The sequence below is a fragment of the Streptomyces hilarionis genome (assembly GCF_024539675.1).
Taxonomy (GTDB): Bacteria; Actinomycetota; Actinomycetes; order Streptomycetales; family Streptomycetaceae; genus Streptomyces; species Streptomyces hilarionis.
On sequence record NZ_JAHHIT010000038.1, the window covers coordinates 130,415 to 153,827 of the forward strand.

23 protein-coding genes are annotated in these 23,413 nt (G+C 73.9%); 4 read left to right on the forward strand and 19 right to left on the reverse strand.

The genetic code is table 11. The features are described from left to right. Positions 1-15: 15 nt before the first annotated feature. The 9 genes from KMS84_RS07445 to KMS84_RS07485 all read right to left on the reverse strand — a co-directional run bounded on the left by KMS84_RS07445 (position 16) and on the right by KMS84_RS07485 (position 8,369). A complete protein-coding gene (locus KMS84_RS07445) occupies positions 16-489 on the reverse strand; it encodes a hypothetical protein (RefSeq protein ID WP_256915270.1) in 474 nt (157 codons plus the stop codon). 264 nt (positions 490-753) lie between these two features. Then, positions 754-1,107, reverse strand: a complete 354-nt coding sequence (locus tag KMS84_RS07450) for a cytidine deaminase (protein WP_256915271.1) — start codon at positions 1,105-1,107, stop codon at positions 754-756. 73 nt (positions 1,108-1,180) lie between these two features. Next, positions 1,181-1,540 carry an MmcQ/YjbR family DNA-binding protein gene (locus tag KMS84_RS07455; RefSeq protein WP_256915272.1) on the reverse strand — a complete coding sequence of 120 codons (360 nt, stop codon included), beginning with the start codon at positions 1,538-1,540 and terminating at the stop codon, positions 1,181-1,183. Beyond that, a complete protein-coding gene (locus KMS84_RS07460) occupies positions 1,537-2,844 on the reverse strand; it encodes a hemolysin family protein (RefSeq protein ID WP_256915273.1) in 1,308 nt (435 codons plus the stop codon). Before KMS84_RS07460 ends, KMS84_RS07455 begins: the two co-directional genes overlap by 4 nt. After that, entirely contained in the window at positions 2,841-3,338 is a 498-nt protein-coding gene (gene ybeY, locus KMS84_RS07465; RefSeq protein ID WP_256915274.1) for an rRNA maturation RNase YbeY, read from the reverse strand. Before ybeY ends, KMS84_RS07460 begins: the two co-directional genes overlap by 4 nt. Before the next feature lie 13 nt (positions 3,339-3,351). Then, positions 3,352-4,410: a PhoH family protein gene (locus KMS84_RS07470; RefSeq protein WP_256915275.1), complete on the reverse strand. Its 1,059-nt coding sequence runs from the start codon at positions 4,408-4,410 to the stop codon at positions 3,352-3,354. Positions 4,411-4,739: 329 nt separating this feature from the next. Then, positions 4,740-5,897, reverse strand: coding sequence for a carbohydrate kinase family protein (locus KMS84_RS07475; RefSeq protein WP_256915276.1), 1,158 nt, complete (start codon positions 5,895-5,897; stop codon positions 4,740-4,742). 199 nt (positions 5,898-6,096) lie between these two features. Continuing rightward, positions 6,097-7,392 (reverse strand): glucarate dehydratase family protein, encoded by a 1,296-nt coding sequence (locus KMS84_RS07480; protein WP_256915277.1) that lies wholly within the window; start codon positions 7,390-7,392, stop codon positions 6,097-6,099. Beyond that, complete coding sequence (locus tag KMS84_RS07485) at positions 7,389-8,369, reverse strand: 5-dehydro-4-deoxyglucarate dehydratase (protein WP_256915278.1); 981 nt, start codon at positions 8,367-8,369, stop codon at positions 7,389-7,391. Before KMS84_RS07485 ends, KMS84_RS07480 begins: the two co-directional genes overlap by 4 nt. A gap of 94 nt (positions 8,370-8,463) precedes the next feature. Here KMS84_RS07485 and KMS84_RS07490 point away from each other — a divergent pair, with 94 nt between their 5' ends. Continuing rightward, positions 8,464-9,246, forward strand: coding sequence for an IclR family transcriptional regulator (locus tag KMS84_RS07490; RefSeq protein WP_256915279.1), 783 nt, complete (start codon positions 8,464-8,466; stop codon positions 9,244-9,246). 174 nt (positions 9,247-9,420) lie between these two features. Further along, positions 9,421-10,728 carry an MFS transporter gene (locus KMS84_RS07495; protein ID WP_256915280.1) on the forward strand — a complete coding sequence of 436 codons (1,308 nt, stop codon included), beginning with the start codon at positions 9,421-9,423 and terminating at the stop codon, positions 10,726-10,728. Between the two features lie 106 nt (positions 10,729-10,834). On the opposite strand, the gene KMS84_RS07500 is transcribed toward KMS84_RS07495, so the two are convergent. The 10 genes from KMS84_RS07500 to hrcA form a co-directional block, all read right to left on the reverse strand. After that, the gene (locus KMS84_RS07500) at positions 10,835-11,824 is read right to left on the reverse strand and encodes an adenosine deaminase (protein WP_256915281.1); all 990 of its coding nucleotides are present in this window, start codon (positions 11,822-11,824) and stop codon (positions 10,835-10,837) included. 20 nt (positions 11,825-11,844) lie between these two features. Continuing rightward, on the reverse strand, positions 11,845-12,750 hold the full coding sequence (locus KMS84_RS07505) for a ribonuclease Z (RefSeq protein ID WP_256915282.1): 906 nt from the start codon (positions 12,748-12,750) through the stop codon (positions 11,845-11,847). Between the two features lie 6 nt (positions 12,751-12,756). Next, on the reverse strand, positions 12,757-13,110 hold the full coding sequence (locus KMS84_RS07510; protein ID WP_256915283.1) for a histidine triad nucleotide-binding protein: 354 nt from the start codon (positions 13,108-13,110) through the stop codon (positions 12,757-12,759). Positions 13,111-13,214: 104 nt separating this feature from the next. Continuing rightward, a complete protein-coding gene (locus tag KMS84_RS07515; RefSeq protein WP_256915284.1) occupies positions 13,215-16,415 on the reverse strand; it encodes a S41 family peptidase in 3,201 nt (1,066 codons plus the stop codon). Positions 16,416-16,461: 46 nt separating this feature from the next. After that, positions 16,462-16,962, reverse strand: a complete 501-nt coding sequence (locus KMS84_RS07520) for a hypothetical protein (protein WP_256915285.1) — start codon at positions 16,960-16,962, stop codon at positions 16,462-16,464. Positions 16,963-17,060: 98 nt separating this feature from the next. Further along, positions 17,061-17,453, reverse strand: coding sequence for a VOC family protein (locus tag KMS84_RS07525; RefSeq protein ID WP_256915286.1), 393 nt, complete (start codon positions 17,451-17,453; stop codon positions 17,061-17,063). A 15-nt stretch (positions 17,454-17,468) separates the two neighbouring features. Next, positions 17,469-18,215, reverse strand: coding sequence for a 16S rRNA (uracil(1498)-N(3))-methyltransferase (locus KMS84_RS07530; RefSeq protein WP_256915287.1), 747 nt, complete (start codon positions 18,213-18,215; stop codon positions 17,469-17,471). After that, positions 18,212-19,345, reverse strand: coding sequence for a nitronate monooxygenase (locus tag KMS84_RS07535; RefSeq protein ID WP_256915288.1), 1,134 nt, complete (start codon positions 19,343-19,345; stop codon positions 18,212-18,214). The genes KMS84_RS07530 and KMS84_RS07535 overlap by 4 nt, the downstream gene beginning before the upstream one ends. A 99-nt stretch (positions 19,346-19,444) precedes the next feature. Then, positions 19,445-20,581 (reverse strand): molecular chaperone DnaJ, encoded by a 1,137-nt coding sequence (dnaJ, locus tag KMS84_RS07540; RefSeq protein WP_256915289.1) that lies wholly within the window; start codon positions 20,579-20,581, stop codon positions 19,445-19,447. Next, on the reverse strand, positions 20,582-21,598 hold the full coding sequence (gene hrcA, locus KMS84_RS07545) for a heat-inducible transcriptional repressor HrcA (RefSeq protein ID WP_256915290.1): 1,017 nt from the start codon (positions 21,596-21,598) through the stop codon (positions 20,582-20,584). Between the two features lie 173 nt (positions 21,599-21,771). Here hrcA and KMS84_RS07550 point away from each other — a divergent pair, with 173 nt between their 5' ends. Beyond that, positions 21,772-22,497: an MBL fold metallo-hydrolase gene (locus KMS84_RS07550; protein ID WP_256915291.1), complete on the forward strand. Its 726-nt coding sequence runs from the start codon at positions 21,772-21,774 to the stop codon at positions 22,495-22,497. A gap of 42 nt (positions 22,498-22,539) precedes the next feature. Further along, the gene (locus KMS84_RS07555) at positions 22,540-23,346 is read left to right on the forward strand and encodes a DUF3097 domain-containing protein (protein ID WP_256915292.1); all 807 of its coding nucleotides are present in this window, start codon (positions 22,540-22,542) and stop codon (positions 23,344-23,346) included. The last annotated feature ends 67 nt before the right edge of the window (positions 23,347-23,413 follow it).

Consider the following 23,413-nt stretch of genomic DNA (forward strand, 5'->3'; position numbering starts at 1 on the left):
CCGGGAGGGTGTCGGTCAGAACACGAACGGTCCGGGCGCCTGCGGCCCGGAGGCCGTACAGGTGACGGTGATCCCGAAGACGACCATCTTCAGGGAGCCCTTGTAGAAGTCGAGGCTGTCACCGGCGGCCACGGTCCCGTTGAGCGGCCCGACCACGATCGGGGCGCCGGTGGCCATGGCGGGGTTGACCGTGCCGCTGAAGACGCGGGCGGCGCCGGTCGAGTTCGCCATGGTGAGCGTCGAGCTGATGCTGTTCGCGCCGATCGGGATCGGCGCGGTGATCGCGGTGGACGACAGGGTGAGGGTGGCCGCGGTGCCGCTCTGGGTGGCCGTGAGGGTGGCGGCGCCGCCGCCGAACAGACCGCAGTTCGCGGTCGTGGTCGCCGTCGTCGGAGTGACGGCGGCGGCGGAGGGCGCGAACGCCAGCCCGGTGACCGCGAGGGCCCCGGCCAGCAGTGCCGCACCTGATCCGATTCGTTTGCCTCTCATGATGTTTCCGGCTCCTTCCCGGATGTGGGGAGACGGACGGCCGAAAACGGGACGGGTGGGTGCGGACACCGGTGCCGGTGGGGGGTGGATCTGACGGTCCGTCGGAAGTTACGGTCTCATTGACGCGGGACGGACCGGGGCACGGCAAGGCCGAATTCCGGCCTAGTTGCGGCGCTCGCCCCGCGCGGCTCGGCAGCGGGGCGGCCGTACCGCGCGGGCCGGCCGCCCCCGGGGGGGCAGGCCCGCGAAGAGGGTCGGTGAGGGTCAGTCCGTGGAGAGGGTCAGGCGGACCGTGCCGTCCGGCGCGGCCAGCAGCACCGGCGTCCCGGGCCCGCCGAGGTCCCGCACGGCGGCGAGATCGTCCGCTGCGGCCCCCTCCGACGACGTCACCACCGCCGCCGCCTCCAGCGACCGCGCGCCGGACGCCACCGCCATCGCCACCGCCGTGCGCAACGCGCTCAGCCGCAGCGACGGCAGCTCCACCGTCGCGGCGACGTAGGTGCGCCCCGTGTCGTCCCGCACGGCGGCGCCCTCCGGCACACCGTTGCGGGCCCGCGCGGAACGGGCCAGGGTGACGATCTTGTGGTCCTCGGGGTCGAGCGCGTTGCTGTCGGTCATGCCCCGAGCATACGAAGGGACGGCCCGCCCGCCGGGACGAGGGGTGCGTCCGGCACGGCCCGGGGGCCTCGCGTCACGACCGGTCCAGGCGCAGCCGCTCGGCCCGCGGCAGACCCGCCACCACCAGGTCGTAGGAGTCCTCGATCAGCTCCCTGACCAGCCGGTCCGGGAGGCCGCCGTCGACCGTGACGGTGTTCCAGTGTCGTTTGTTCATGTGGTAACCGGGGTCGATCAGGCCCGGATGGTCCGCGCGCAGCCGCACCGCGTCCTCGGGGTCGCACTTGAGGTTGACCTTCAGCGGCCGCTCGCCGGACCAGCTCAGCGCGAACATCTTGCCCAGGACCTTGAAGACCGCGATCTCCGGCCGGAAGGGGAACTCCTCGGTCACCGCGTTGAAGGACAGGCAGAAGGAGCGCAGCTGCTCGGGCGTCACTCGGGACTCGTCTCCTCCTCCGGCCGGTCCACCGGGTCCACCGGCTCCACCAGCACCGTCACGATCTTGTTGCGGCGGCCGGCCGCGGCCTCCGCCGTCAGTCGCAGCTTGCGTCCGTCGGGCAGCTCCACCTCGGAGGACGCCCCGGCGATGGGCACCCGGCCCAGGGCCTTGGCCAGCAGTCCGCCGACGGTCTCCACGTCCTCGTCGTCGTACTCCTCCAGGCCGTACAGCTCGCCCAGGTCGGTGATGTCGAGGCGGGCGGTGACCCGGTAGCGGTCGTCGCCGAGCTCCTCCACGGGCGGCAGTTCGCGGTCGTACTCGTCGGTGATCTCGCCGACGATCTCCTCGAGGATGTCCTCGATGGTGACGATGCCGGCCGTGCCGCCGTACTCGTCGATGACGACGGCGACGTGGTTGCGGTCCTGCTGCATCTCGCGCAGCAGGTCGCCGGCGTTCTTCGTGTCGGGCACGAACGCGGCGGGCCGCATGGCCGTCGACACCAGTTCGCCCTCGGCGTCGCGGCTGATGTGCGTCTTGCGGACCAGGTCCTTCAGATACACGATGCCGACGATGTCGTCCTCGTTCTCGCCGGTCACGGGTATGCGGGAGAAGCCGGAGCGCAGGGCGAGGGTCAGGGCCTGACGGATGGTCTTGAAGCGCTCGATGACCACGAGGTCGGTCCGCGGGACCATGACCTCGCGCACCAGGGTGTCGCCCAGCTCGAAGACGGAGTGCACCATGCGGCGCTCGTCGTCCTCGATCAGCGACTCCTTCTCGGCCAGGTCGACCAGCGCGCGCAGCTCCGCCTCGGAGGCGAACGGGCCGCGCCGGAAGCCCTTGCCCGGGGTCAGCGCGTTGCCGATGAGGATCAGCAGCGACGGGATCGGGCCCATGATCCGGGCCAGCGGGAGCAGCACGTACGCGGCCGCCGTCGCCGTGTTCAGCGGGTGCTGGCGGCCGATGGTCCGCGGGGACACGCCGACGGCGACGTACGAGACGAGGACCATCACGCCGATCGCCGCGAGCAGCGCGGGGGCGGTGCCGTCGATCTGCCGCAGGCACGCGTAGGTGACCAGCGCCGCCGCTGCCATCTCGCACGCGACCCGGACCAGCAGCGCCACGTTGAGGTAGCGGGTCGGGTCGGCGGCGATCTGCGCGAGCTTGGCGCTGCCCCGCCGCCCGGAGCGCACGGCCTCCTCGGCGCGGAAGCTGGAGACGCGCGCGAGGCCCGCCTCCGCGCAGGCGGCGAGCCAGGCGACGACGACCAGGGCGATCGCGCCGGCGACGAGACCGGGACTCATGAGACGGTCGGGGCCGGGGAGGGACCGGTCAGGCCCTTCTCCGCACGCCAGCCGTCCACGATGGCGGCCTGGAGACCGAACATCTCGGCCTTCTCGTCGGGCTCCTCGTGGTCGTAGCCGAGCAGGTGCAGCACCCCGTGGACGGTGAGCAGTTGGAGCTCCTCGTCCATGGAGTGCTGCGTCGGCGCCTCCGTGCCCTGCCGGGCGGCGACCTCGGGGCACAGCACGATGTCGCCGAGGAGTCCCTGCGGCGGCTCGTCGTCGTCCTTCGACGGCGGCCGCAGCTCGTCCATCGGGAAGGACATGACGTCCGTCGGGCCGGGCAGGTCCATCCACTGGATGTGCAGCTGCTCCATGGCGTCGGCGTCCACGACGATCACCGAGAGCTCGGAGAGCGGGTGGATGCGCATCCGCGCGAGCGCGTAGCGGGCGATGTCGAGGATCGCCTGCTCGTCGACCTCGGTTCCGGACTCGTTGTTGACGTCGATCGACATGGTGCTGGCTTGTCTACTTCCGCTTGGTGCGGCCGCCCTTGTGGGCGCCGTTCTCCGTACCGTTATCGCTGTCGTACTTCTCGTACGCGTCGACGATACGGCCGACCAGCTTGTGCCGGACGACGTCCTGGGACGACAGGCGGGAGAAGTGCACGTCGTCGACGCCGTCCAGGATGTCCTGCACCTGCCGCAGCCCCGACTTGGTGCCGCCCGGCAGGTCGACCTGCGTCACGTCGCCCGTGATCACGATCTTCGAGTCGAAGCCGAGCCGGGTCAGGAACATCTTCATCTGCTCGGGGCTCGTGTTCTGGGCCTCGTCCAGGATGATGAAGGCGTCGTTGAGCGTACGGCCCCTCATGTACGCCAGCGGCGCGACCTCGATGGTCCCCGCCGCCATCAGCTTCGGGATCGAGTCCGGGTCCAGCATGTCGTGCAGCGCGTCGTACAGCGGGCGCAGGTAGGGGTCGATCTTCTCGTACAGGGTGCCGGGGAGGAAGCCGAGGCGCTCGCCGGCCTCGACCGCGGGGCGGGTCAGGATGATGCGGTTGACCTGCTTGGACTGGAGGGCCTGGACCGCCTTGGCCATGGCCAGGTAGGTCTTGCCGGTGCCCGCGGGGCCGATGCCGAAGACGATCGTGTGCTTGTCGATCGCGTCGACGTACCGCTTCTGGTTGAGGGTCTTGGGTCTGATGGTGCGGCCGCGTGAGGACAGGATGTTCTGCGTCAGAACCTCGGCCGGGGTCTCCTGGCCGTCACTCGTCCCGTTCTCACTCGCCCGCAGCATGGCGATCGAGCGTTCCACTGCGTCCTCCGTCATCGGCTGCCCGGTGCGGAGCACCAGCATCATCTCGTCGAACAAGCGCTGGACGAGGGCGACTTCCCGCACGTCGCCCGTCGCGCTGATCTCGTTGCCCCGGACGTGGATGTCGGCCGCCGGGAAGGCCGTCTCGATCACGCGCAGGAGGGAGTCGCCGGAACCCAGCACGGTCACCATGGGGTGCTGGGCGGGAACGGTGAACTGTGCTCTCGCCTTGCCCTGCGCGGGCGTCTGAGCTGTGGGTGTCTCAGTCATAGACCGGCCCGAGGGCCTCTACGTCCTCCCGGATGCGTGTGCCCGCCACGAGGGCGGCCTGGCGAGTTCAAGGGTACGCCAGGGGGCTGACAACGCCGTAGTGGTTTTGTCATGCCCGGCCGCCGCCCGCGCGGCTAGGGCGTGTTTCGAAAGTAGCGTCGTCCGCCCGGAGGGCGGGCCCGGCGGCGTCTGGTGCGTGCGATCGCAAGGCGGAGGGTCACCCCGATACTGGTTGTATCGGGGTGATCCCGACAACGCGGCTGGGGGTGCCCCCTCCGGGGGAGTGCGTGCCAGGCGTCGCCGGGCAGACGGGACTTTCGAAACACGCCCTACGCCGAACGGCCGAAACCGATCGTCGGAACGGCCCGGCGCAGCGGCCAGGGGGCCGCGTCCTGCGCCTCGGGGAGCAGCGCCGGCAGCAGGCGTTCCAGGAACGCGTACCGCCGCAGCGCCTCGGGGTCCTGGCCGGGCACCGACTGGACCTTGCGCCACCAGGCGGCGATCTCGGACCAGCCGGGGGCCGAGAGCGAGCCGCCGAACTCCTGGACGGACAGGGCGGCGGTGAGGCCGGCGAAGGCCAGGCGGTCGGCGAGCGGCCAGTCGGCCAGGGTGCCGGTGACGAAGCCGGCCACGAAGACGTCCCCCGCGCCGGTGGGGTCGAGGGCCTCGACGGCGATGGCCGGGACCTCGGCGGACTCTCCGGTGCGCCGGTCGACCGCGTACGCGCCGTCCGCGCCGAGCGTGACGACCGCGAGCGGCACGTGGGCGGTGAGGGCGTGGGCGGCCGCCCGGGGGCAGGCTTCGCCGGTGTAGCGCATGGCCTCCTCCGCGTTCGGCAGGAAGGCCTCGCAGTGCTCCAGGTCGGTGAGGCCGGCCAGGTCCCAGGCGCCGGTGTCGTCCCAGCCGACGTCGGCGAAGACGCGGGTGCCCCGGCTCGCGGCCTGGGCGATCCAGGGGGCGCTCCGGCCGGGGGTGAGGGAGGCGACGGCGGCGCGGGCGTGCGGGGGGAACTCGGGCGCCGGTTCCTCGGGGGGCGGTTCGTGGCCGTGCGAGACCATGGTGCGCTCGCCCTCGTACGCCATGGAGACGGTGACGGAGGAGTGCCAGCCGGGGACCGTGCGCGAGGTGCTGAGGTCGATGCCCTCGCCGTGTGCGAGGGCGTCCCAGCAGTACTCGCCGTAGTGGTCGTCGCCGAAGGCGGCGGCGAGGGAGGTGCGCAGGCCGAGGCGGGCCAGCGCGGTGGCCATGTTGGCGACGCCGCCGGGGCTCGAGCCCATGCCGCGCGCCCAGGACTCGGTCCCGCGCACGGGGGCGGAGTCGAGTCCGGTGAAGACGATGTCGAGGAAGACGTCCCCGGTGAGGTAGACGTCCCAGGGCGGATCGTCGGGGGCGCGCCGGGCGGCCAGGGGGTCGACCCGGGCGGCCGGGCGGTGCCGGCCGGTGTGGCGGTGGTGTCCCTCTCCGACGGACGCGTATGACGCGGTCACGGTGCGCTCCCTGACGTGGTGCCGATCTGGCCAGTGTGCACCACGCCGCCCGCTGCGGGCGGTGCGTCACGCCGGGGACGCCGTGGCGCCGGGCCGGGCGGCCACGGCGGTCGCGCCGGCGGCGGGCGGCGCGTCGGCCGGCGTCACCTGGGTCGGCGCCACGGACGTCGACGGCACGGCGAGGGAGCGCGCCCGGGGGTCACCAGCGGGGGACGGAGGGCGTTTCCCAGCCGGGTTCGGCGACGCGCATGGCGGCCGCGTCGTCGCGCTCGCGCAGCGCGCCGTCGTCGTCCAGCCAGCGGCGGTGGAGGAAGCCCAGCCGGTCGCGGTCGAGTTCGACGCCCAGGCCGGGCGCGTCGGAGACGGCGACCTCGCCGTCCCGGAAGGCGAGGCGCTCGGTGAGGACGTCCTCGGACTGCCAGGGGTAGTGCGAGTCGCAGGCGTGGTGGAGGTCGGGGACGGTGGCGGCGACATGGGTCATCGCGGCCAGCGAGATCCCGAGGTGGGTGTTGGAGTGCATGGAGACGCCCACGCCGAACGTGCGGCAGACGGCGGCCAGTTCGCGGGTGTTGCGCAGCCCGCCCCAGTAGTGGTGGTCGGACAGGACGACCTGGACGGCGTCGCGGGCGAAGGCCTCCTTGATCTCGGCGAACGTGGTCACGCACATGTTGGTGGCGAGCGGCACGTCGGTGCGCGCGGCGACCTCGGCCATGGCCGGGGTGCCGAGCGCGGGGTCCTCCAGGTACTCGAGGAGGTGGCCGATCTCGCGGGCGACCCGGAGCGAGGTGTCCACGGACCAGGCGCCGTTGGGGTCGAGGCGCAGGGGGTGGCCGGGGAAGGCCTCGGCGAGGGCGCGGACGGCGGCGATCTCCTCGTCGGGCGGGAAGACGCCGCCCTTGAGCTTGAAGGAGGTGAAGCCGTGGCGCTCCTTGAAGCGCCGGGCCTGCTCGACGACGGAGGCCGGGTCGAGGGCGGCGCCCCAGTCGTCCTTCTCGGCGGGGACGCCCTCGGGGTGGCCGGCCCACTTGTAGAAGAGGTAGGCGCTGTACTCGACGGCGTCGCGGACCTTGCCGCCGAGCAGGGCGTGCACGGGCAGGCCGAGCGCCTTGCCGAGGGCGTCGAGGCAGGCGACCTCGAAGGCGGAGACGACGGACAGCCGCAGTTTGTCGGCGGTCTGGACGCCGCGCAGGCCGCCCACGTCCACCTGGGAGGAGATGCGGGACCCGTCGACGGACACCTCGTCGGCGAGCGTGAACAGGCCGTTGAGGTCACTGACCTGACGTCCTGCCAGTCGTCGGGCGAAGGGGCGGGCCAGTTCGAGGTACTTGGTGTCGCCGTACGTCTCGCCGACGCCGGTGACGCCGTGGGCGGTCTCGACCTCGACGATCAGCCGGGGGGTGTAGGGCTGGTGGACGCCCTGGGTGTTGAGCAGGGGCGGGTCGGCGACCAGGATCGGCGTCAGGCGGACGTCGGTGATGGTGAGGTCGGGGCTCACAGGGCGGCTCCTACGAGGTCGAGGCCGGTGTTCAGGAGGGTCGTGAGCGTGGCCAGGTCGGCGGGCGAGGGCTCGGTGAGCGGGGCGCGGACGGGCCCGACGGGGCGGCCGCGCAGCCGGGCCGCCGCCTTGACCAGGGACACGGCGTATCCCGGCACGCGGTCGCGCAGTTCGACGAACGGGACGTAGAAGTCGCGCAGCAGCCGTTGCGTCGTCTTGTCGTCGGGGCCGTCGCCGTCGCGCAGGGCGGTGAAGAAGGCGTTCGCGATCTCGGGGGCGAAGGCGTGGACGGCGGAGGAGTAGGCGGGGACGCCGACGGTGGCGTAGGCGCGGGCCTGGATCTCGGCGGTGGCGGCGCCGTTGAAGAAGAGGAAGTCCTCGGGCGCGGCGAGGGTGAGGCGCTGGAGGCGGTCGAGGTCGCTGTGGCCGTCCTTGAGGCCGATGACGGTCGGAATGCGGGCGACGCGCTTCAGGGACGCGGCGGTGAAGGCGACCTGGCCGCGCTGGTAGGCGATGAGGGGCAGCCGGGTGCGGGCGGCGATCTGCTCCAGTTGGGCGACGAGGCCGTCCTGCGGGGCGGCGACGAGGTAGTGCGGCAGGACGAGGAGGGCGTCGGCGCCGGCCTGTTCGGCGATGCGGGCGAAGCGGGCGGCCTGGGCCCAGCCGTAGCCGATGCCGGCGACGACGGGGAGGCGGCCGGCGGCCTCCTCGACGGCGATCGTCACGGCCTCGCGGTACTCGTCCTCGTCGAGGGAGAAGAACTCGCCGGTGCCGCAGGCGGGGAAGAGGGCGCCGGGGGCGGTGGCGATCTGGGCGGCGACATGGGCGCGGAAGCCGTCGGGGTCGAGGGAGCCGTCGTCGTGGAAGCTGGTGAGCGGGAAGGACAGCACTCCGCGCGTCATGCCGTCCCGCAGGCGCCGGACGGTGTCGCGGACCGGTGCGTCGGTCGCGTCGCTTTCGAGGGTCACCCTCGCCATCTCCCTATGTAGACGTTATCCATGTATGGAAATGGAGGTTAGATACACGAACGTCGCTCGTCAATGGAGCCGCTCCGGCCCTTACGATCGGCGCATGTCGGAGACAGGGGGCGTGCGCGAGGTGAAGTCCGCGGCCCGCACGGTGGAGCTGCTGGAACTGCTCGCGGCCCGCGCGGACCGGCCCGCCCGGCTTCAGGAGCTGGCGGACGAGCTGGGGGTGCCCCGCAGCTCGATGTACGCGCTGCTCCAGACCCTGATCGGCCGGGGCTGGGTGCGCACGGACGTCACCGGCTCTCTCTACGGCATCGGCATCCACGCCCTGCTGACCGGCACCAGCTACCTCGACTCCGACCCCCGTGTCCGCCTGGTCCGGCCCTACCTCGACGAGGCCTCCGAGGCGCTGGGCGAGACCATCCACCTGGGCCGGCTCGACGGCCGGGGCGTGGCGTACCTGGCGACGCGCGAGTCGCACGAGTACCGGCGCACGATCAGCCGGGTCGGGCGGCGGCTGCCCGCCCACGTCGGGGCGCTCGGCAAGGCGCTGCTCGCGGAACGGCCGGACGACGACCTGCCCGACGGCCCCTACGAGGCCCTCACCCCGCACTCCCGCACCAGCCGGGAGGCGTTGCTGGCCGACCTCGCCGGGGTGCGGGCGCGCGGCCACTCCGTGGACCGCGAGGAGGGCGTCCTCGGCATCGTGGGCTTCGGCTTCGCCCTGCGCTACGACGTCCCCGCCCAGGACGCGATCAGCTGCTCGGTGCCGGTGGCCCGGCTGACGCCGGAGCACGAGGAGCGGATCGTCGCGGTGATGCGGGAGATCAGGGCGAGGATCGAGGCGATGGCGCCCGGCGCGGGCGGCGGCGCCGACTGGCGGTGACGCGCGCTTCTACCCGGCGAACCGCGCACCAAACGTGAAGTGATCCAGATCACGCACCCCGGGCTTCTTCCCGAACCGCGTGCTTGATACAAATTGCCCGCGCGTTCCTGTCCGTCGACGGTCGGCGCCCAACCCCCTTCTCGTGCCGCCCCCTTCGCATGCCCTGGAACGCCCGTGTTCGCCCCTCGCACCACCGTGCCCTGGCCCGTCGTCGCCCTTTTCACGGCCGGGTACCTCGCCCCCTACCTGCTGCCGACCGTGGTCGGCCGGCTGGACGCCGGACTCCCGCTGTCCGCCACCGAGGCCGGCGCCGTCGGCAGCGCGCTGCTGCTCGCCTCGGCCTGCGCCGGCTTCCTGCTCGCCTCCCGGGTCGACCGGACCGGGGCGCGCACCCTGGCCCGCCTCGGTCTGGCCCTCGCCGTCCTCGGATACGGCGGCGCCGCCCTCGCCGGTGACGTGCCGGCCGTCGTCGCGGGCGCGGTCCTCGGCGGGATCGGCTCCGGCACGGTCACCACGGTGGCCGCCACCCGGATCGCCGCCCAGCCCGACCCGCACCGCACCTCCACGCTGGGCCTGCTCGCGGTCTCCGCGCTCGCGGGCGCCGTCTATCTGACGGTCCCGCACCTCGGCGCGGGACACGGGCAGCCGCTGGCCGCGATCGCGCTCACCGCGCTGGCGGTGTGGCCGCTGACCGGGCGGCTGCCCGACCGCACGGCGAGCGCCCTCCCCCGCGCCGGGGACCTCGCCCGCCTTCCCCATCTGCGCTCCGGCATCGTCCTGGCCGCCGCGATGCCCTGCTGGTCGCTGGTCCAGAACTCCCTGTGGGGTGTCAGCGGACGCATCGGCCTGACCCAGGCCGGGCTGTCCGAGGCCGCCGTCGGCGTCGTCTTCGCCGTGGCCCTGGGGGCCGGGCTGACGGGCGTGCTGGGCGCGAGCGCGCTCGGGACGCGGCTGGGGCGGGCGGCCCCCATCGGCGTGGGGACCGTGGCCATCGCGGGCTGCGTCGTCGCCGCCGCGTCGGCCACCGGGCCGCTGAGCTTCGCGGCCGGCGAGATCGCCTGGAACGCTCTCTACCCGATCGTGCTGTCCTACCTGATCGGGCTGGCCGCCTCGCTGGACCGGCGCGGCCGCTGGGCGGTGCTCGTCGGATCGGCGTCCTCGCTCGGCACGGCTGCCGGGCCGCTGACCGGGAGCGTGCTGTCCGCGCGGGCCGGGTTCCCGGTGATGGGGCTGATCCTGGGCGCGGGGCTGCTGGTCGTCGCCGTGCCGATGACGGCCGTCGCCCTGCGCGCCGGCGGCCGTCCGCTGCTCGCGGGCCGGGTGCGGCGGCGGGGCGGCGCGGCCGAACACCAGCAGGTCGAGGTCGTCGAGATCCCGGTGGAGGCCCCGGCCCTGCCCGTCCGGGAGGCGTACGACACCGCCGGCCCCCGCCCGGCGGGCGCCGCGCCGGGACCCGGGTCGGGCGCGGGCTCCGGGAGCTGACGGCCGAACGGGTCGGGCGGGTCCGGGCGGAACCCGGACCCGCCCGACCGGCCGTTCAGAAGGTACGGCCGCTCGGAAGGTGCGGCCGGCCAGAAGGTGCGGCCGGTCAGAAGGTGTAGGCGTCCACCTCGGCGAGATACCGGGCCCGGCGCTCCTCGTCGTCCTCCAGGAAGGAGGCGACGAAGGAGTTGCGGGCCAGCTCGCGCAGCCGCTCCTCGCCCAGGCCGAGGCTCGTGCGGACGGCGTCGAAGTTGTCGCCGGCGTAGCCCCCGAAGTAGGCGGGGTCGTCGGAGTTGACGGTGCAGACGAGCCCGGCGTCGAGCATGGCCGGCAGCGGGTGCTCGGCGAGGACGTCGACGGTGCGCAGCCGGACGTTGGACAGCGGGCACAGGGTCAGCGGGATCCGCTCCCGCACCAGCCGCTCCACCAGCGCCGGGTCCTCCATGCAGCGCAGACCGTGGTCGACGCGCTCGACGCCGAGGACGTCCAGCGCCTCGGTGATGTACTGCGGCGGGCCCTCCTCGCCGGCGTGCGCCACCCGGCGCAGCCCGAGCGCGGCCGCGGCCTCGTACACCTCGCGGAACTTCGCCGGCGGATGCCCGACCTCGGCGGAGTCCAGCCCGATGCCGGTGATCCGGTCGAGGTACGGCTTCGCCGCGTCCAGCGTCCGCAGGGCAGACTCGGCGGACTCGTCGCGCAGGAAGCACAGGATGAGCCGGGTGGAGACGCCGTGGGCGTCCTCGCTGACGCCCAGCGCCCGCCACAGCCCGTCCACGACCGTGCCCATGTCCACGCCCCGCGCGAGGTGGGCCTGCGGGTCGAAGAAGATCTCCGCGTGCCGCACGCCCTGGGCGGCCGCCCGGGCCAGGTAGGCGTTCGCGAGGTCCTCGAAGTCCCGCTCGGTGCGCAGCACCGCCATCAGCTCGTAGTACAGGTTCAGGAAGGACTGGAGGTCCTCGAACCGGTACGCCTCGCGGAGCGCCTCGGTGTCGGCGTAGGGCAGCTCGACGCCGTTGCGGACGGCCAGCTCGAAAGCGAGCTCCGGCTCCAGGGTGCCTTCGATGTGCAGGTGCAGTTCAGCTTTGGGGAGGGGCATCAAAGCATCGTACGGCCGCTTCACCGGCGTTTCGGAACCGGCACCCGGAGCAGGTCGTGCGCCACGGTCAGCTCGCCCTCGAACCCGGCCGCCCGTGCCTGCCGTTCGAACTCAGCGGGCTCCGAGTACCGCTGGCTGAAGTGCGTGAGGACCAGGTGCCGCACGCCCGCGTCCCGCGCCGCCCGGGCCGCCTGACCGGCGGTCAGATGCCCGTGGTCGACGGCGAGCCGCTCGTCCTCGTCGAGGAAGGTCGACTCGATGACGAGCAGGTCGGCGCTCTCGGCGAGGGCGTGCACGCCCTCGCACAGCCGGGTGTCCATGACGAACGCGAACCGCTGCCCGCGGCGCACCTCGCTGACGTCGTCCAGCGACACCCCGCCGACGGAGCCCTCCCGCTGGATGCGGCCCACGTCCGGCCCCCGCACGCCGTGCGCGGCCAGCAGTTCGGGCAGCATGCGGCGGCCGTCGGGCTCGACGAGACGGTAGCCGTAGGACTCGACGGGGTGCGAGAGCAGGGCGGCCTCCAGCCGGTAGGAGGAGGCGGTCGCCAGCACGCCGTCCGCGTCCACGGGGGCCTCGGTGACGCCGACGGTCTCGCGGTAGGCGGTGGAGTAGCGCAGCCGGTCGAAGAAGTGCTGCCCGGAGCGCGGGTAGTGCGCGGTGACGGGGTGCGGGACCTGGTCCAGGTTGACGCGCTGGAGCACGCCGGCCAGTCCGAGGGAGTGGTCCCCGTGGAAGTGGGTGACGCAGATCCGGTGGATGTCGTGGGCGGCGACGCCGGCGCGCACCATCTGGCGCTGGGTGCCCTCGCCCGGGTCGAAGAGGAGGCCTTCGCCGTCCCAGCGCAGGAAGTAGCCGTTGTGGTTGCGGTGGCGGGTGGGGACCTGGCTGGCGGTGCCGAGCACCACGAGTTCGCGGACGGACACGACGCCCTATCCGGGGGGCCAGTGCAGGCCGCGTCCGCCGAGGACGTGCGCGTGGGCGTGCCAGACCGTCTGGCCGGCGCCGGCGCCGGTGTTGAAGACGGTGCGGTAGCTCTCCAGCTTCTCCTCCTGCGCGACCTCCCGGGTCTCGCGCAGGACGTCGGCGGCGAGCTCGGGCGCGGCGGCGGCGAGGGCGGCGGCGTCCTGGTAGTGCGCCTTCGGGATCACCAGGACGTGGGTGGGCGCCTGCGGGTTGATGTCCCGGAAGGCGACGGTCGTCCCGGTCTCCCGCACGATCGTCGCGGGGATCGTGCCCGAAACGATCTTGCAGAACAGGCAGTCGTCCTGCGGTTCCCCTGCCATGCGTGTCCTCCTCGGACAGTCGGTCGGTTCGGGGCATCGTATCCGGGGGCCGCCGCCCCGGGCCCGCGCACTCCCGCGCGCCCACCGGGCCGGGCGCCGGGCGGTCAGGGCAGCGCGGGGGGCGTCCTGGCCGGGGTCGACTCCAGGGCGGCCAGCGCCAGGGACACGGCCTCGTCCAGCTGGACGTCCCGGCCGGCCGCGTGGTCCTGGGGAGCGCAGACGACCTCGATGTCCGGGTCGACGCCGTGGTTCTCCACGCCCCAGCCGTACCCCTCCAGCCAGATCGCGTACTTGGGCTGGGTGACGAGCGTCCCGTCGACCAGCCGGTAGCGGCTGTCGATCCCGACCGTCCCGCCCCAGGTGCGCGTGCCCACCACCGGCCCGATCCCGAGCGCCTTGATCGCCGCGTTGACGATGTCCCCGTCGGACCCCGAGAACTCGTTGGCGACGGCGACCACGGGCCCGCGGGGCGCGTCCTCCGGATAGCTGGAGGCCCGCACGCCGCGCGGCACGTCCCAGCCGACGATCCGCCGGGCCAGCTTCTCCACGACGAGCTGGGAGGTGTGGCCGCCCCGGTTCTCCCGGACGTCCACGATCAGCCCCTCGCGCGCGACCTCCACCCGCAGGTCACGGTGGATCTGCGCCCACCCCGGCGCCTGCATGTCGGGCACGTGCAGATAGCCCAGCCGCCCGCCCGAGGCCTCGTGCACGTACGCGCGACGGTCCGCGACCCACGCGTGGTAGCGCAGCGCCTCCTCGTCCGCGACGGGCACCACCACGGCGTGCCGGGGCTCGCCGCCGCCGGACGGCGAGATCGTCAGCTCGACGACCCTGCCCGCGGCGCCGACGAGCAGCGGCCCGGGCCCGGTGACCGGGTCGACCGGCTGCCCGCCGACGGCGAGGATCGCGTCGCCGGCCCGCACCGCGACGCCGGGCGCGGCCAGCGGGGAGCGGGCGTCGGGGTCGGAGGTCTCCGAGGGCAGGACGCGGTCGACGCGCCACGCGCCGTCCTCGTGCCGGGAGACGTCGGCGCCCAGCAGCCCCTGCCGGTCGCCGCGGCCGCGTCCGCCGCGCGGCATGACGTAGGCGTGCGAGGTGCCGAGCTCGCCGTGCACCTCCCACAGCAGATCGACGAGGTCGTCGTGGGTCGCGACCCGCTCCAGCACGGGCCGGTAGCGGTCCAGGACGCCGTCCCAGTCGACCCCGCCGAGATCCGGCCGCCAGAAGTTGTCCCGCATGATGCGGCCGTTCTCGTCGTACATCTGCCGCCACTCGGCGGTGGGGTCGACGACGCGGCGGATGCGGCCGAGGTCGACGGTGACCTGGGTGTCGCTGTCCTCGTCGCCGGAGGCGCGCCGGTCGCTGGGGACGACCTTGAGCTTGCCGTCGGTCCACAGCAGCAGCCGCTTGCCGTCGCCGCTGACCTCGAAGCCGTCCGCGTCGGCGGCGAGGTGCTCGATGCGCTGCTGGACGAGGTCGTAGCGCTCCAGCTCGGTGTGCGGGTCGGGGTCGTCCGGGGTGGCCCGGGAGGCGCCGAGGACACCGCGGACGGGGTGGCGCAGCCACAGGACCCCGTCCTTGGCCGCGGCGAGTCCCGAGTACCGGCCGGCCTCCACGGGGAAGGCGACGATCCGGTCGGCGAGGCCCTCCAGGTCGATCCGGGTGGTGGGGGCGCCCTCGCTGTCGGGCGTCTCGTCCTTGTCGGGCGCCTCGAACGGCCTGCCGTGCCGCTGCGGGCCGAACGGGGACGGGGTCGTCGCGGCGAGGGTGATCAGGTGCGGGCGGGCGCCGGAGACGAAGGAGAGGTCGAAGACGTGCTCGTCGTAGACCGGGTCGAAGGCACGGGTGGACAGGAATGCCAGATGCTTGCCGTCGAGGGTGAAGGCGGGCGCGTAGTCCCGGAAGCGCAGCGGGGTGGCCTCGGTGACGGACAGGTCGGTGACGTTGGCGAGCTTGAGCTGGCTGAGCGGGCGCGGGCCGGGGTGCGACCAGGCGAGCCAGGCCGAGTCGGGCGAGAAGACCAGGCCGGACGCCTCGCCGTCGGGGCTGGCGTCGACCTCGCGGACCTCGCCGGTCTCGCGTTCCACGAGCAGCAGCCGACCGTCGTGCGCGGCGACGGCGGCCCGGCTGCCGTCGGGCGCCATGGCGAGCTCCAGGACCCTGCCGAGCCGTCCGGCGGCGAGCCGGCGCGGTGCGGCGCCGGGGGTCTGTCCGGTGGCGGGGGCGAACTCCAGCGCGTCCTCGCCCTCCGCGTCCGTCACCCACACCGCCCACTCCTCCCCCTCGGTGCGGAAGGCGCGCGGGAGCCGGGCGCGGACGCCGGGCTCGGCGGCGAGCACGCGGGCGGGCCCGCCGCGGTGGGTGAGCCAGTGGACGGCCCCGCGCACCTCGACGACGCTGCCGCGCGCGGTGTGGTCGGGCGCCGCCCCGCCGAGCCAGCGGGAGGCGGGGACCGGATGCGGGCGGCGGTCGGCGCGCTGGCCCCCGAGCCGGACGTCGATCCGGCGCGGCTCGGCGCCGTCCAGGTCCTCCAGCAGCCACAGCTCGCCCGCCGCCATGTACACGATGCGGGTGCCGTCGCCGGCGGCCTGGCGGGCGTAGAACCCGTCGATCGCGGTGTGCCGGCGCAGGTCGGAGCCGTCGGCGAGGGAGGAGTACAGGGCTCCCGTGCCCTCGTGGTCGGAGAGGAACGCGAGCCGGTCGCCCGCCCACACCGGGCACTCGATGTTGCCGTCGAGGTCCTCGTGGATCCGGACGAACTCCCCCTCGCCGGCCCGGTCGATCCACAGCTTGCCCGCCGTGCCGCCCCGGTAGCGCTTCCAGTGGGCGGCCTCGCGGCCCATCGGCGCGGACTGGAGCACGGTGTGCGGACCGTGGGCGACGGCGCCGACGGGCCCGTAGGGCAGGGTGGCCGCCGGTCCGCCGTCGACGGGCACGGCCCGGGCCCAGGTGCGGCGCAGCGTGGCCTGGTCGTGACTGCTGACGGCGACGACCCGGCCGTCCGGGGTCCAGCCGCGCACCCGTGTCTGCCAACTCCCCCAGTACGTCAGCCGGGTGGACGGGCCGCCGTCGACGGGGGCGATGTGCACCTCGGGGGCGCCGTCGCGGGTGGAGGTCCAGGCGACGGTGGCGCCGTCGGGCGAGACGCGCGGCGTGGAGACCGGCACGTTGTCGGCGCTGACCCGCCAGGCGCGGCCGCCGTCCAGGGGCGCGAGCCACACGTCGTCCTCGGCGGTGAAGACCGCCGAATCGCCGTGCAGGTGCGGGAATCTGAGATACGCGGCAGGCGTCGCGGGCTGGGTCACCCGCCTCACTGTAGGCAACGGCGGGGCGGCTGGTCGGCGGTTTCGATCACTTTCCCACGGCGCCGGCGTGCACGGTCTCGGTGACGGTCACCGTGACGGTGACCGTCGGCCGGACGTCCGGCCGCGCCGTGCCGGTGGGGCCGCCCGACGGCCGGCCCACCGGCGACGGCGTCGCGGACCGGCAGTCGCCGAGCCCGCTCACCCGGAACAGCTGCTTCCCGCCCACGACGGCGCTCAGGTCCCCGCGCACGCAGGCCCCGTCGACGGCCCGGGTGACCTTCCCGGTGACGGTGATGTCCCGCCCGTCACCGGTCTTGCCCCGGCAGTCGACCGAGGCGACGACCCCGTCCGATCCCTCGTGGTCGTCGCGTGCCGTGCAGGTCAGCCAGCGCACGTTCACGTGCCGCCGCTGGATCTCCGCGGTCGCCGCCGCGTCGGTGGTGTAGGCGACCGACAGGGTGCTCAGTCCGCCCGGTTCGCACGCCACGACGCCCAACGCGGCCGCGGCCGCCGCCGGAAGAAGCCAAACACGCCTCAATGCCCCCATGCAGGGCAGCCTCCCACCGGGGCGGGCGGTCCGGTAGCCCGGATGCGGTCATGTTCCGCACGGATCCTCACGCGTCGCGGCGGTCGCGGCGGCGGGATTCAGCCGCCCAGCAGCAGCCACTGCTGGAGCTCCACCAGGTTGCCCTCCGGGTCCTTGAGATGGGCGACGCGCATCCGGTCGGTCATCGGCACGGGGCCCCGCAACAGGACCGCGCCCCGGTCCACGATCCGCGCGCAGTACGCGTCCAGGTCGTCGACGCGCAGCACCACCAGGGAGCGGTGCCCGCTCGCCGCGTCGCCCAGCTCGCCGAGGACGGCGGCCATCATCGCCCGGTCCTGCAACGCGATGCCGGCCGAGCCGGTGACGGGGCTGAACTTCTCGTACGGGCCGTCCGCCGCGCCCGACTGCGGCCTGAGGCCGAGGGTGTCGGCGTAGAAGCGGTAGCAGGCGGCGAAGTCGGTCACGAGCAGCCGTACTTGGGCGAGTTCCACAGCGTCCCCCCGGGGTCAGGACCAGCGGCCGGTGCGGCCGAGCAGCAGGGCGGTCGCCGCCGTGCCGGCGGTCGACGTGCGCAACACGCTGCGACCGAGGCGGTGCGCCTTCGCGCCCGCCTCCTCGAACAGCGCCAACTCCTCGGGGGACACGCCGCCTTCGGGCCCCACGACGAGCACGATCTCGCCCGAGGCGGGCAGTTCGGCGGTCGCCAGGGGCGCACTGGGGTAGGCGCGGTCCTCGTGCAGGACGGCGGCGAAGTCGGCCCGGGCCAGGAGCGCCGCGACCTGCTTGGTCGTCGCCGCCTCGGCGACCTCGGGGAAGCGGACCCGGCGCGACTGCTTGCCGGCCTCGCGGGCGGTGGCCCGCCACTTGGCGAGCGCCTTCAGCCCGCGCTCGCCCCGCCACTGGGTGATGCAGCGCGAGGCGGCCCACGGCACGATCGCGTCCACGCCGGTCTCGGTCATCGTCTCGACGGCCAGCTCGCCCCGGTCGCCCTTGGGCAGTGCCTGGACGACGGTGATCCGGGGCGACTCGGCGGGCTCCTCGACCACCTCCGCGAGGCTCACCACCAGCCGGTCCTTGCCCTCGGTCGTGACGACCTCGCCCCGCGCCCAGCGACCGGCGCCGTCGGTGAGGACGACCTCCTCGCCGGCGTGCAGCCGCTTCACGGAGACGGCGTGCCGGCCCTCGGGGCCGTCGAGCACGAACGCGGTCGCGGCGCCGCGGAGTTCGTCGACGACGAAGACGGGGGCGGTCACGAGCGGCCTCCGTCTCCGGCCGGGAACCGCGACAACGCTGTCCGCGCTTCGGCGAGTTCGGCCGCCAGGACCTCCACGAGCCGCCCCGCGGGCAGGTCACGGGCCATCCGGTGCCCCTGTCCGGCCCACAGCGCCATGCCCTGCGCGTCGCCCGCCTTGGCCGCCGCCTTGCGCAGCGGCGCGGTCAGGTGGTGGACCTCCGGGTAGGCGGCGGGCGCGTAGGGGCCGTGCTCGCGCAGGAAGCGGTTGACCAGGCCGCGGGCGGGGCGGCCGGAGAAGGCGCGGGTCAGCTCGGTGCGCACGAAGAGGGGGTCGGTCAGCGCCTGTTTGTGCACGGCGTGCGCGCCGGACTCGGGTGTGGCGAGGAACGCGGTGCCCAGCTGCGCCGCGCTCGCGCCCGCCGCGAGGACCGCGGCGATCTGACTGCCGCGCATCAGACCGCCGGCGGCGACGACCGGCAGCCGCACCGACTCGCGGACCTGGGCGAGCAGCGAGAGCAGGCCGACGCCGCAGCCGTCGGTCTCCGGGTTGTCGCGGTGGGCGCCCTGGTGACCGCCGGCCTCGACGCCCTGCACGATCACCGCGTCCGCGCCGGCCCGCTCCACCGCGACGGCCTCCTCGGCGGTGGTCGCCGTGACCAGGGTGACCGTGCCCGCGCGCCGCAGGGCCTCCAGCGTGTCGCCGCCGGGGACCCCGAAGTGGAAGGACACGACCGGCACCGGGTTGTCCAGCAGCACCGCGAGTTTGGCGTCGTAGCCGTCGTCGCGGCCGCTGTCCGGGTCGCCGAGCTCGGTCGCATACCAGGCGGCCTCGCCGGCGAGCTGGTGGGCGTAGACCTCTACGGCGCCCGCCGCGGGAAGGGGGGCGCCCGCCGCGGCCTGGGAGCCGGGGCCCGCGCCGGGATGCTCGGGCTGCGGCATGAAGAGGTTCACGCCGAAGGGACGGCCGGTCAGGCTCCGCAGCTGCTTGATCTCCTGGTACATGCCGTCGGCCGTCTTGTACCCGGCCGCGAGGAAACCGAGTCCGCCGGCCTCGGCCACGGCGGCGGCGAGCCGGGGCATGGAGACACCGCCCGCCATGGGGGCCTGCACGATCGGGTGCGGGAGGAGATCGGTCAGCGCGGAGGACATGACGGCATGTTGTCACGTCCTCCGAACAAGTCCGAATCGGCCCCGCGCCGTGCCCGCGCGGGTGCCGGGGCCGCCTGCGCGGCGGCCTTCCGGCACCGCTCAGCGTCCGTTGAACGCGTCCTTCAGCCGGGAGAACAGGCCCTGCTGACCGGGCTGGAACTGACCCGTGGGCCGCTCCTCGCCGCGCAGCTTGGCCAGCTCGCGCAGCAGGCGTTCCTGCTCCGGGTCCAGCTTCGTCGGCGTCTGCACCTCGACGTGCACGATGAGGTCGCCGCGGCCGCCGCCCCGCAGGTGCGTGACGCCCCGGCCGTGCAGCGGGATCGACTGGCCGGACTGGGTGCCGGGCCGGATGTCGACCTCCTCCAGACCGTCCAGCGTCTCCAGCGGCACCTTGGTGCCGAGGGAGGCCGCCGTCATCGGGAGGGTCACCGTGCAGTGCAGGTCGTCGCCGCGCCGCTGGAACTGGGAGTGCGGCAGCTCGTGGATCTCGACGTACAGGTCGCCGGCGGGGCCGCCGCCGGGGCCGACCTCGCCCTCGCCCGCGAGCTGGATGCGGGTGCCGTTGTCGACGCCGGCCGGGATCTTCACCGTCAGCGTGCGACGCGAGCGGACCCGTCCGTCGCCCGCGCACTCCGGGCACGGCGTCGGCACGACGGTGCCGAAGCCCTGGCACTGCGGGCACGGCCGCGAGGTCATGACCTGGCCCAGGAAGGACCGGGTCACCTGCGACACCTCGCCGCGGCCGCGGCACATGTCGCACGTCTGGGCGGTCGTCCCGGGCGCCGCGCCCTCACCGCTGCACGTGGTGCAGACGATCGCCGTGTCGACCTGGATGTCCTTGGTCGTGCCGAAGGCCGCCTCCTCGAGGTCGATCTCCAGCCGGATCATCGCGTCCTGGCCGCGGCGGGTGCGCGAGCGGGGCCCGCGCTGGGACGCCGTGCCGAAGAACGCGTCCATGATGTCGGAGAAGTTCCCGAAGCCGCCGGCCCCGAACCCGCCGGCGCCACCGCCGCCCGACTGGGACAGCGGATCTCCGCCGAGGTCGTAGACCTGCTTCTTCTGCGGGTCCGACAGCACCTCGTAAGCGGCGTTGATCTCCTTGAACCGCTCCTGGGTCTTCGGATCCGGGTTGACGTCCGGGTGCAGCTCGCGCGCGAGCCGCCGGAAGGCCTTCTTGATCTCTTCCTGCGACGCATCGCGGCGCACGCCGAGGACGGCGTAGTAGTCCGTGGCCACTTACGACTCCGCCAGGATCTGTCCGACGTACCGTGCCACCGCTCGTACCGCTCCCATCGTTCCCGGGTAATCCATGCGGGTCGGTCCGACCACGCCCAGTTTGGCGACTGCCTCGCTGCCCGAACCGTAGCCGACCGACACCACGGAAGTGGAGTTGAGCCCCTCATGGGCGATCTCGTGACCGATGCGTACGGTCATGCCCGAATCCCCCGCCTCGCCAAGGAGCTTGAGGAGCACGACCTGCTCCTCGAGTGCCTCCAGGACGGGCCGGATGGTGAGGGGAAAGTCATGTCCGAAGCGGGTGAGATTGGCGGTGCCGCCGATCATCAACCGCTCCTCGTTCTCCTCGACGAGCGTCTCCAGCAGCGTGGAGAGCACCGTCGTGACCGTGCCGCGGTCCTCCGCCTCGAAGGCCTCCGGCAGATCCTCCACCAGACGCGGCACGTCGGAGAACCGGCGGCCCGCGACCCGGCTGTTGAGCCGCGCGCGCAGGTCCGCCAGCGAGGACTCCCCGAAGGGCGCCGGGCAGTCCACCATCCGCTGCTCGACCCGCCCGGTGTCCGTGATCAGCACGAGCATCAGGCGCGCGGGCGCGAGCGAGAGGAGCTCCACGTGCCGCACGGTCGAACGGGTCAGGGACGGGTACTGCACGACGGCGACCTGACGGGTGAGCTGCGCGAGCAGCCGCACCGTGCGGGCCACGACGTCGTCGAGGTCCACGGCGCCGTCGAGGAAGTTCTGGATGGCCCGCCGCTCCGGGCCGGTCATCGGCTTGACGCCGGCCAGTTTGTCGACGAACAGGCGGTAGCCCTTGTCCGTGGGGATGCGCCCGGCGCTGGTGTGCGGCTGGGCGATGTACCCCTCGTCCTCCAGGGCGGCCATGTCGTTGCGGACCGTCGCCGGGGAGACGCCGAGGTTGTGACGCTCGGTGAGCGCCTTGGACCCCACGGGCTCCTCGGTGCCGACGTAGTCCTGGACGATGGCGCGCAGAACCTGGAGCCTGCGTTCACTCAGCATCCGCGCGCACCTCCAAGAATGTCGTCCCCCGGTCCCCCGGGCCGGCCCCTGGGCGTCCCGCCTGGCACTCGTCACATCCGAGTGCCAGCGTTCCCCGGCCCAGTGTACGGCTGTGGGGTACACCCGGGGCAAGGTCGGCCCCTCACGGGGCGTGGTCCAGCTAGCGTCGCGGTATGACGGTGACTTGGGAAGAGCTCGGATGGGAGCGGCTCGCCGAGGGTGTCGGCCGGGTGCGGCTGCCGGGCTGGGACTGCACGGCGGGGCTGGTCGTCGGGGCGGGCGCGGTGCTGTTGGTGGACGCGGGATCCAGCCTGGCGGAAGGGGTCCGGCTGCGCGCCCAGGCCGAGGAGCTCACGGGGGCGCGTGTGACTCATCTCGCGCTCACCCACCCGCATTTCGACCATGTGTTCGGGGCGGGGGCGTTCGCGGGCGCGGAGGTCTTCGGCGCGGTGGGCGCGGACGCGGTGCCGGGCGAGGAGCTGCGGGCGGACGCGGTGCGGTGCGGCCTCTCCGAGGCGGCGGCGGCCGAGGCCGTCGACACGCTCGTGCGCCCCCGCCACCCGGTCTGCGGCGAGCGGACCCTCGACCTGGGCGGCGGGCGCCAGGTCCTGCTCGCCAACGTCGGCCCCGCCCACACCGCCCACGACCTGGTGGTCCTCGTCCCCGGAGCCGCAGGCTCGCCGGAGGTGGTGTTCTGCGGCGACCTGGTCGAGGAGTCCGGCGAACCGCAGGCCGGGCCGGACGCGGTCCCCGGCCGCTGGCCCGCCGCCCTCGACCGCCTCCTGGACCTCGGCGGCGAGGACGCGCTGTACGTGCCCGGCCACGGGGCGACGGTGGACGCCGCGTTCGTGCGGGCCCAGCGCGACGCCCTGGCGACCCGTTTCGGCGTGTCGCGCTGACCGTGTGACCCTCGCCCCGCGGCTTCTCCTATCGTCATCCGAATGCGCGAGTACTCCACCGACCTGACCCCTGCCTGGAAGAAGCCGAAGGCCGTCCCCGAGGTCCCGGCGGACCCCGGTCTCGTCGTGGAGGAGCCCGGCACCGGGTTCTGCGGCGCGGTGATCCGCTGCGAGGCGGGCACGGTGACCCTGGAGGACCGCTTCGGCAAGCACCGGGTGTTCCCGCTGGAGCCGGGGGGCTTCCTGCTGGAGGGCCGCACGGTCACCCTCGTCAGACCCGCCGCGGGGCCGGCGCGCCCCTCCCGCACCGCCTCCGGCTCGGTCGCCGTCCCCGGCGCCCGCGCGCGGGTCGCCCGCGCCGGACGCATCTACGTCGAGGGCCGGCACGACGCCGAACTGGTCGAGAAGGTGTGGGGCGACGACCTGCGCGTCGAGGGCGTCGTCGTGGAGTACCTGGAGGGCGTCGACGACCTGCCGTCCATCGTCGCCGACTTCGCCCCGGGACCGGACGCACGCCTCGGCGTCCTGGTCGACCACCTCGTGCCCGGCACCAAGGAGTGGCGCATCGCCCGCTCGGTGACCAGCGAGCACGCCCTGGTCGTCGGCCACCCCTACATCGACGTCTGGGAGGCGGTGAAACCGGCCGCCCTGGGCATCCCCTCCTGGCCGCGCGTCCCGCACGGACAGGACTGGAAGACGGGCGTGTGCCGCGCCCTGGGCTGGCCGTCGGAGAACACGGGCGCGGTCTGGCAGGCGATCCTGAAGCGGGTGGGCTCCTACAAGGACCTGGAGCCGGAGCTGCTGGGCCGGGTGGAGGAACTGATCGACTTCGTCACCACCCCGGCCTGACGGCTGGGGGGAGACGGGAGTCGGGGGCGGCGCCGGCCGGGTTCGAGGGTCGGGAGCGGGGCCGAGG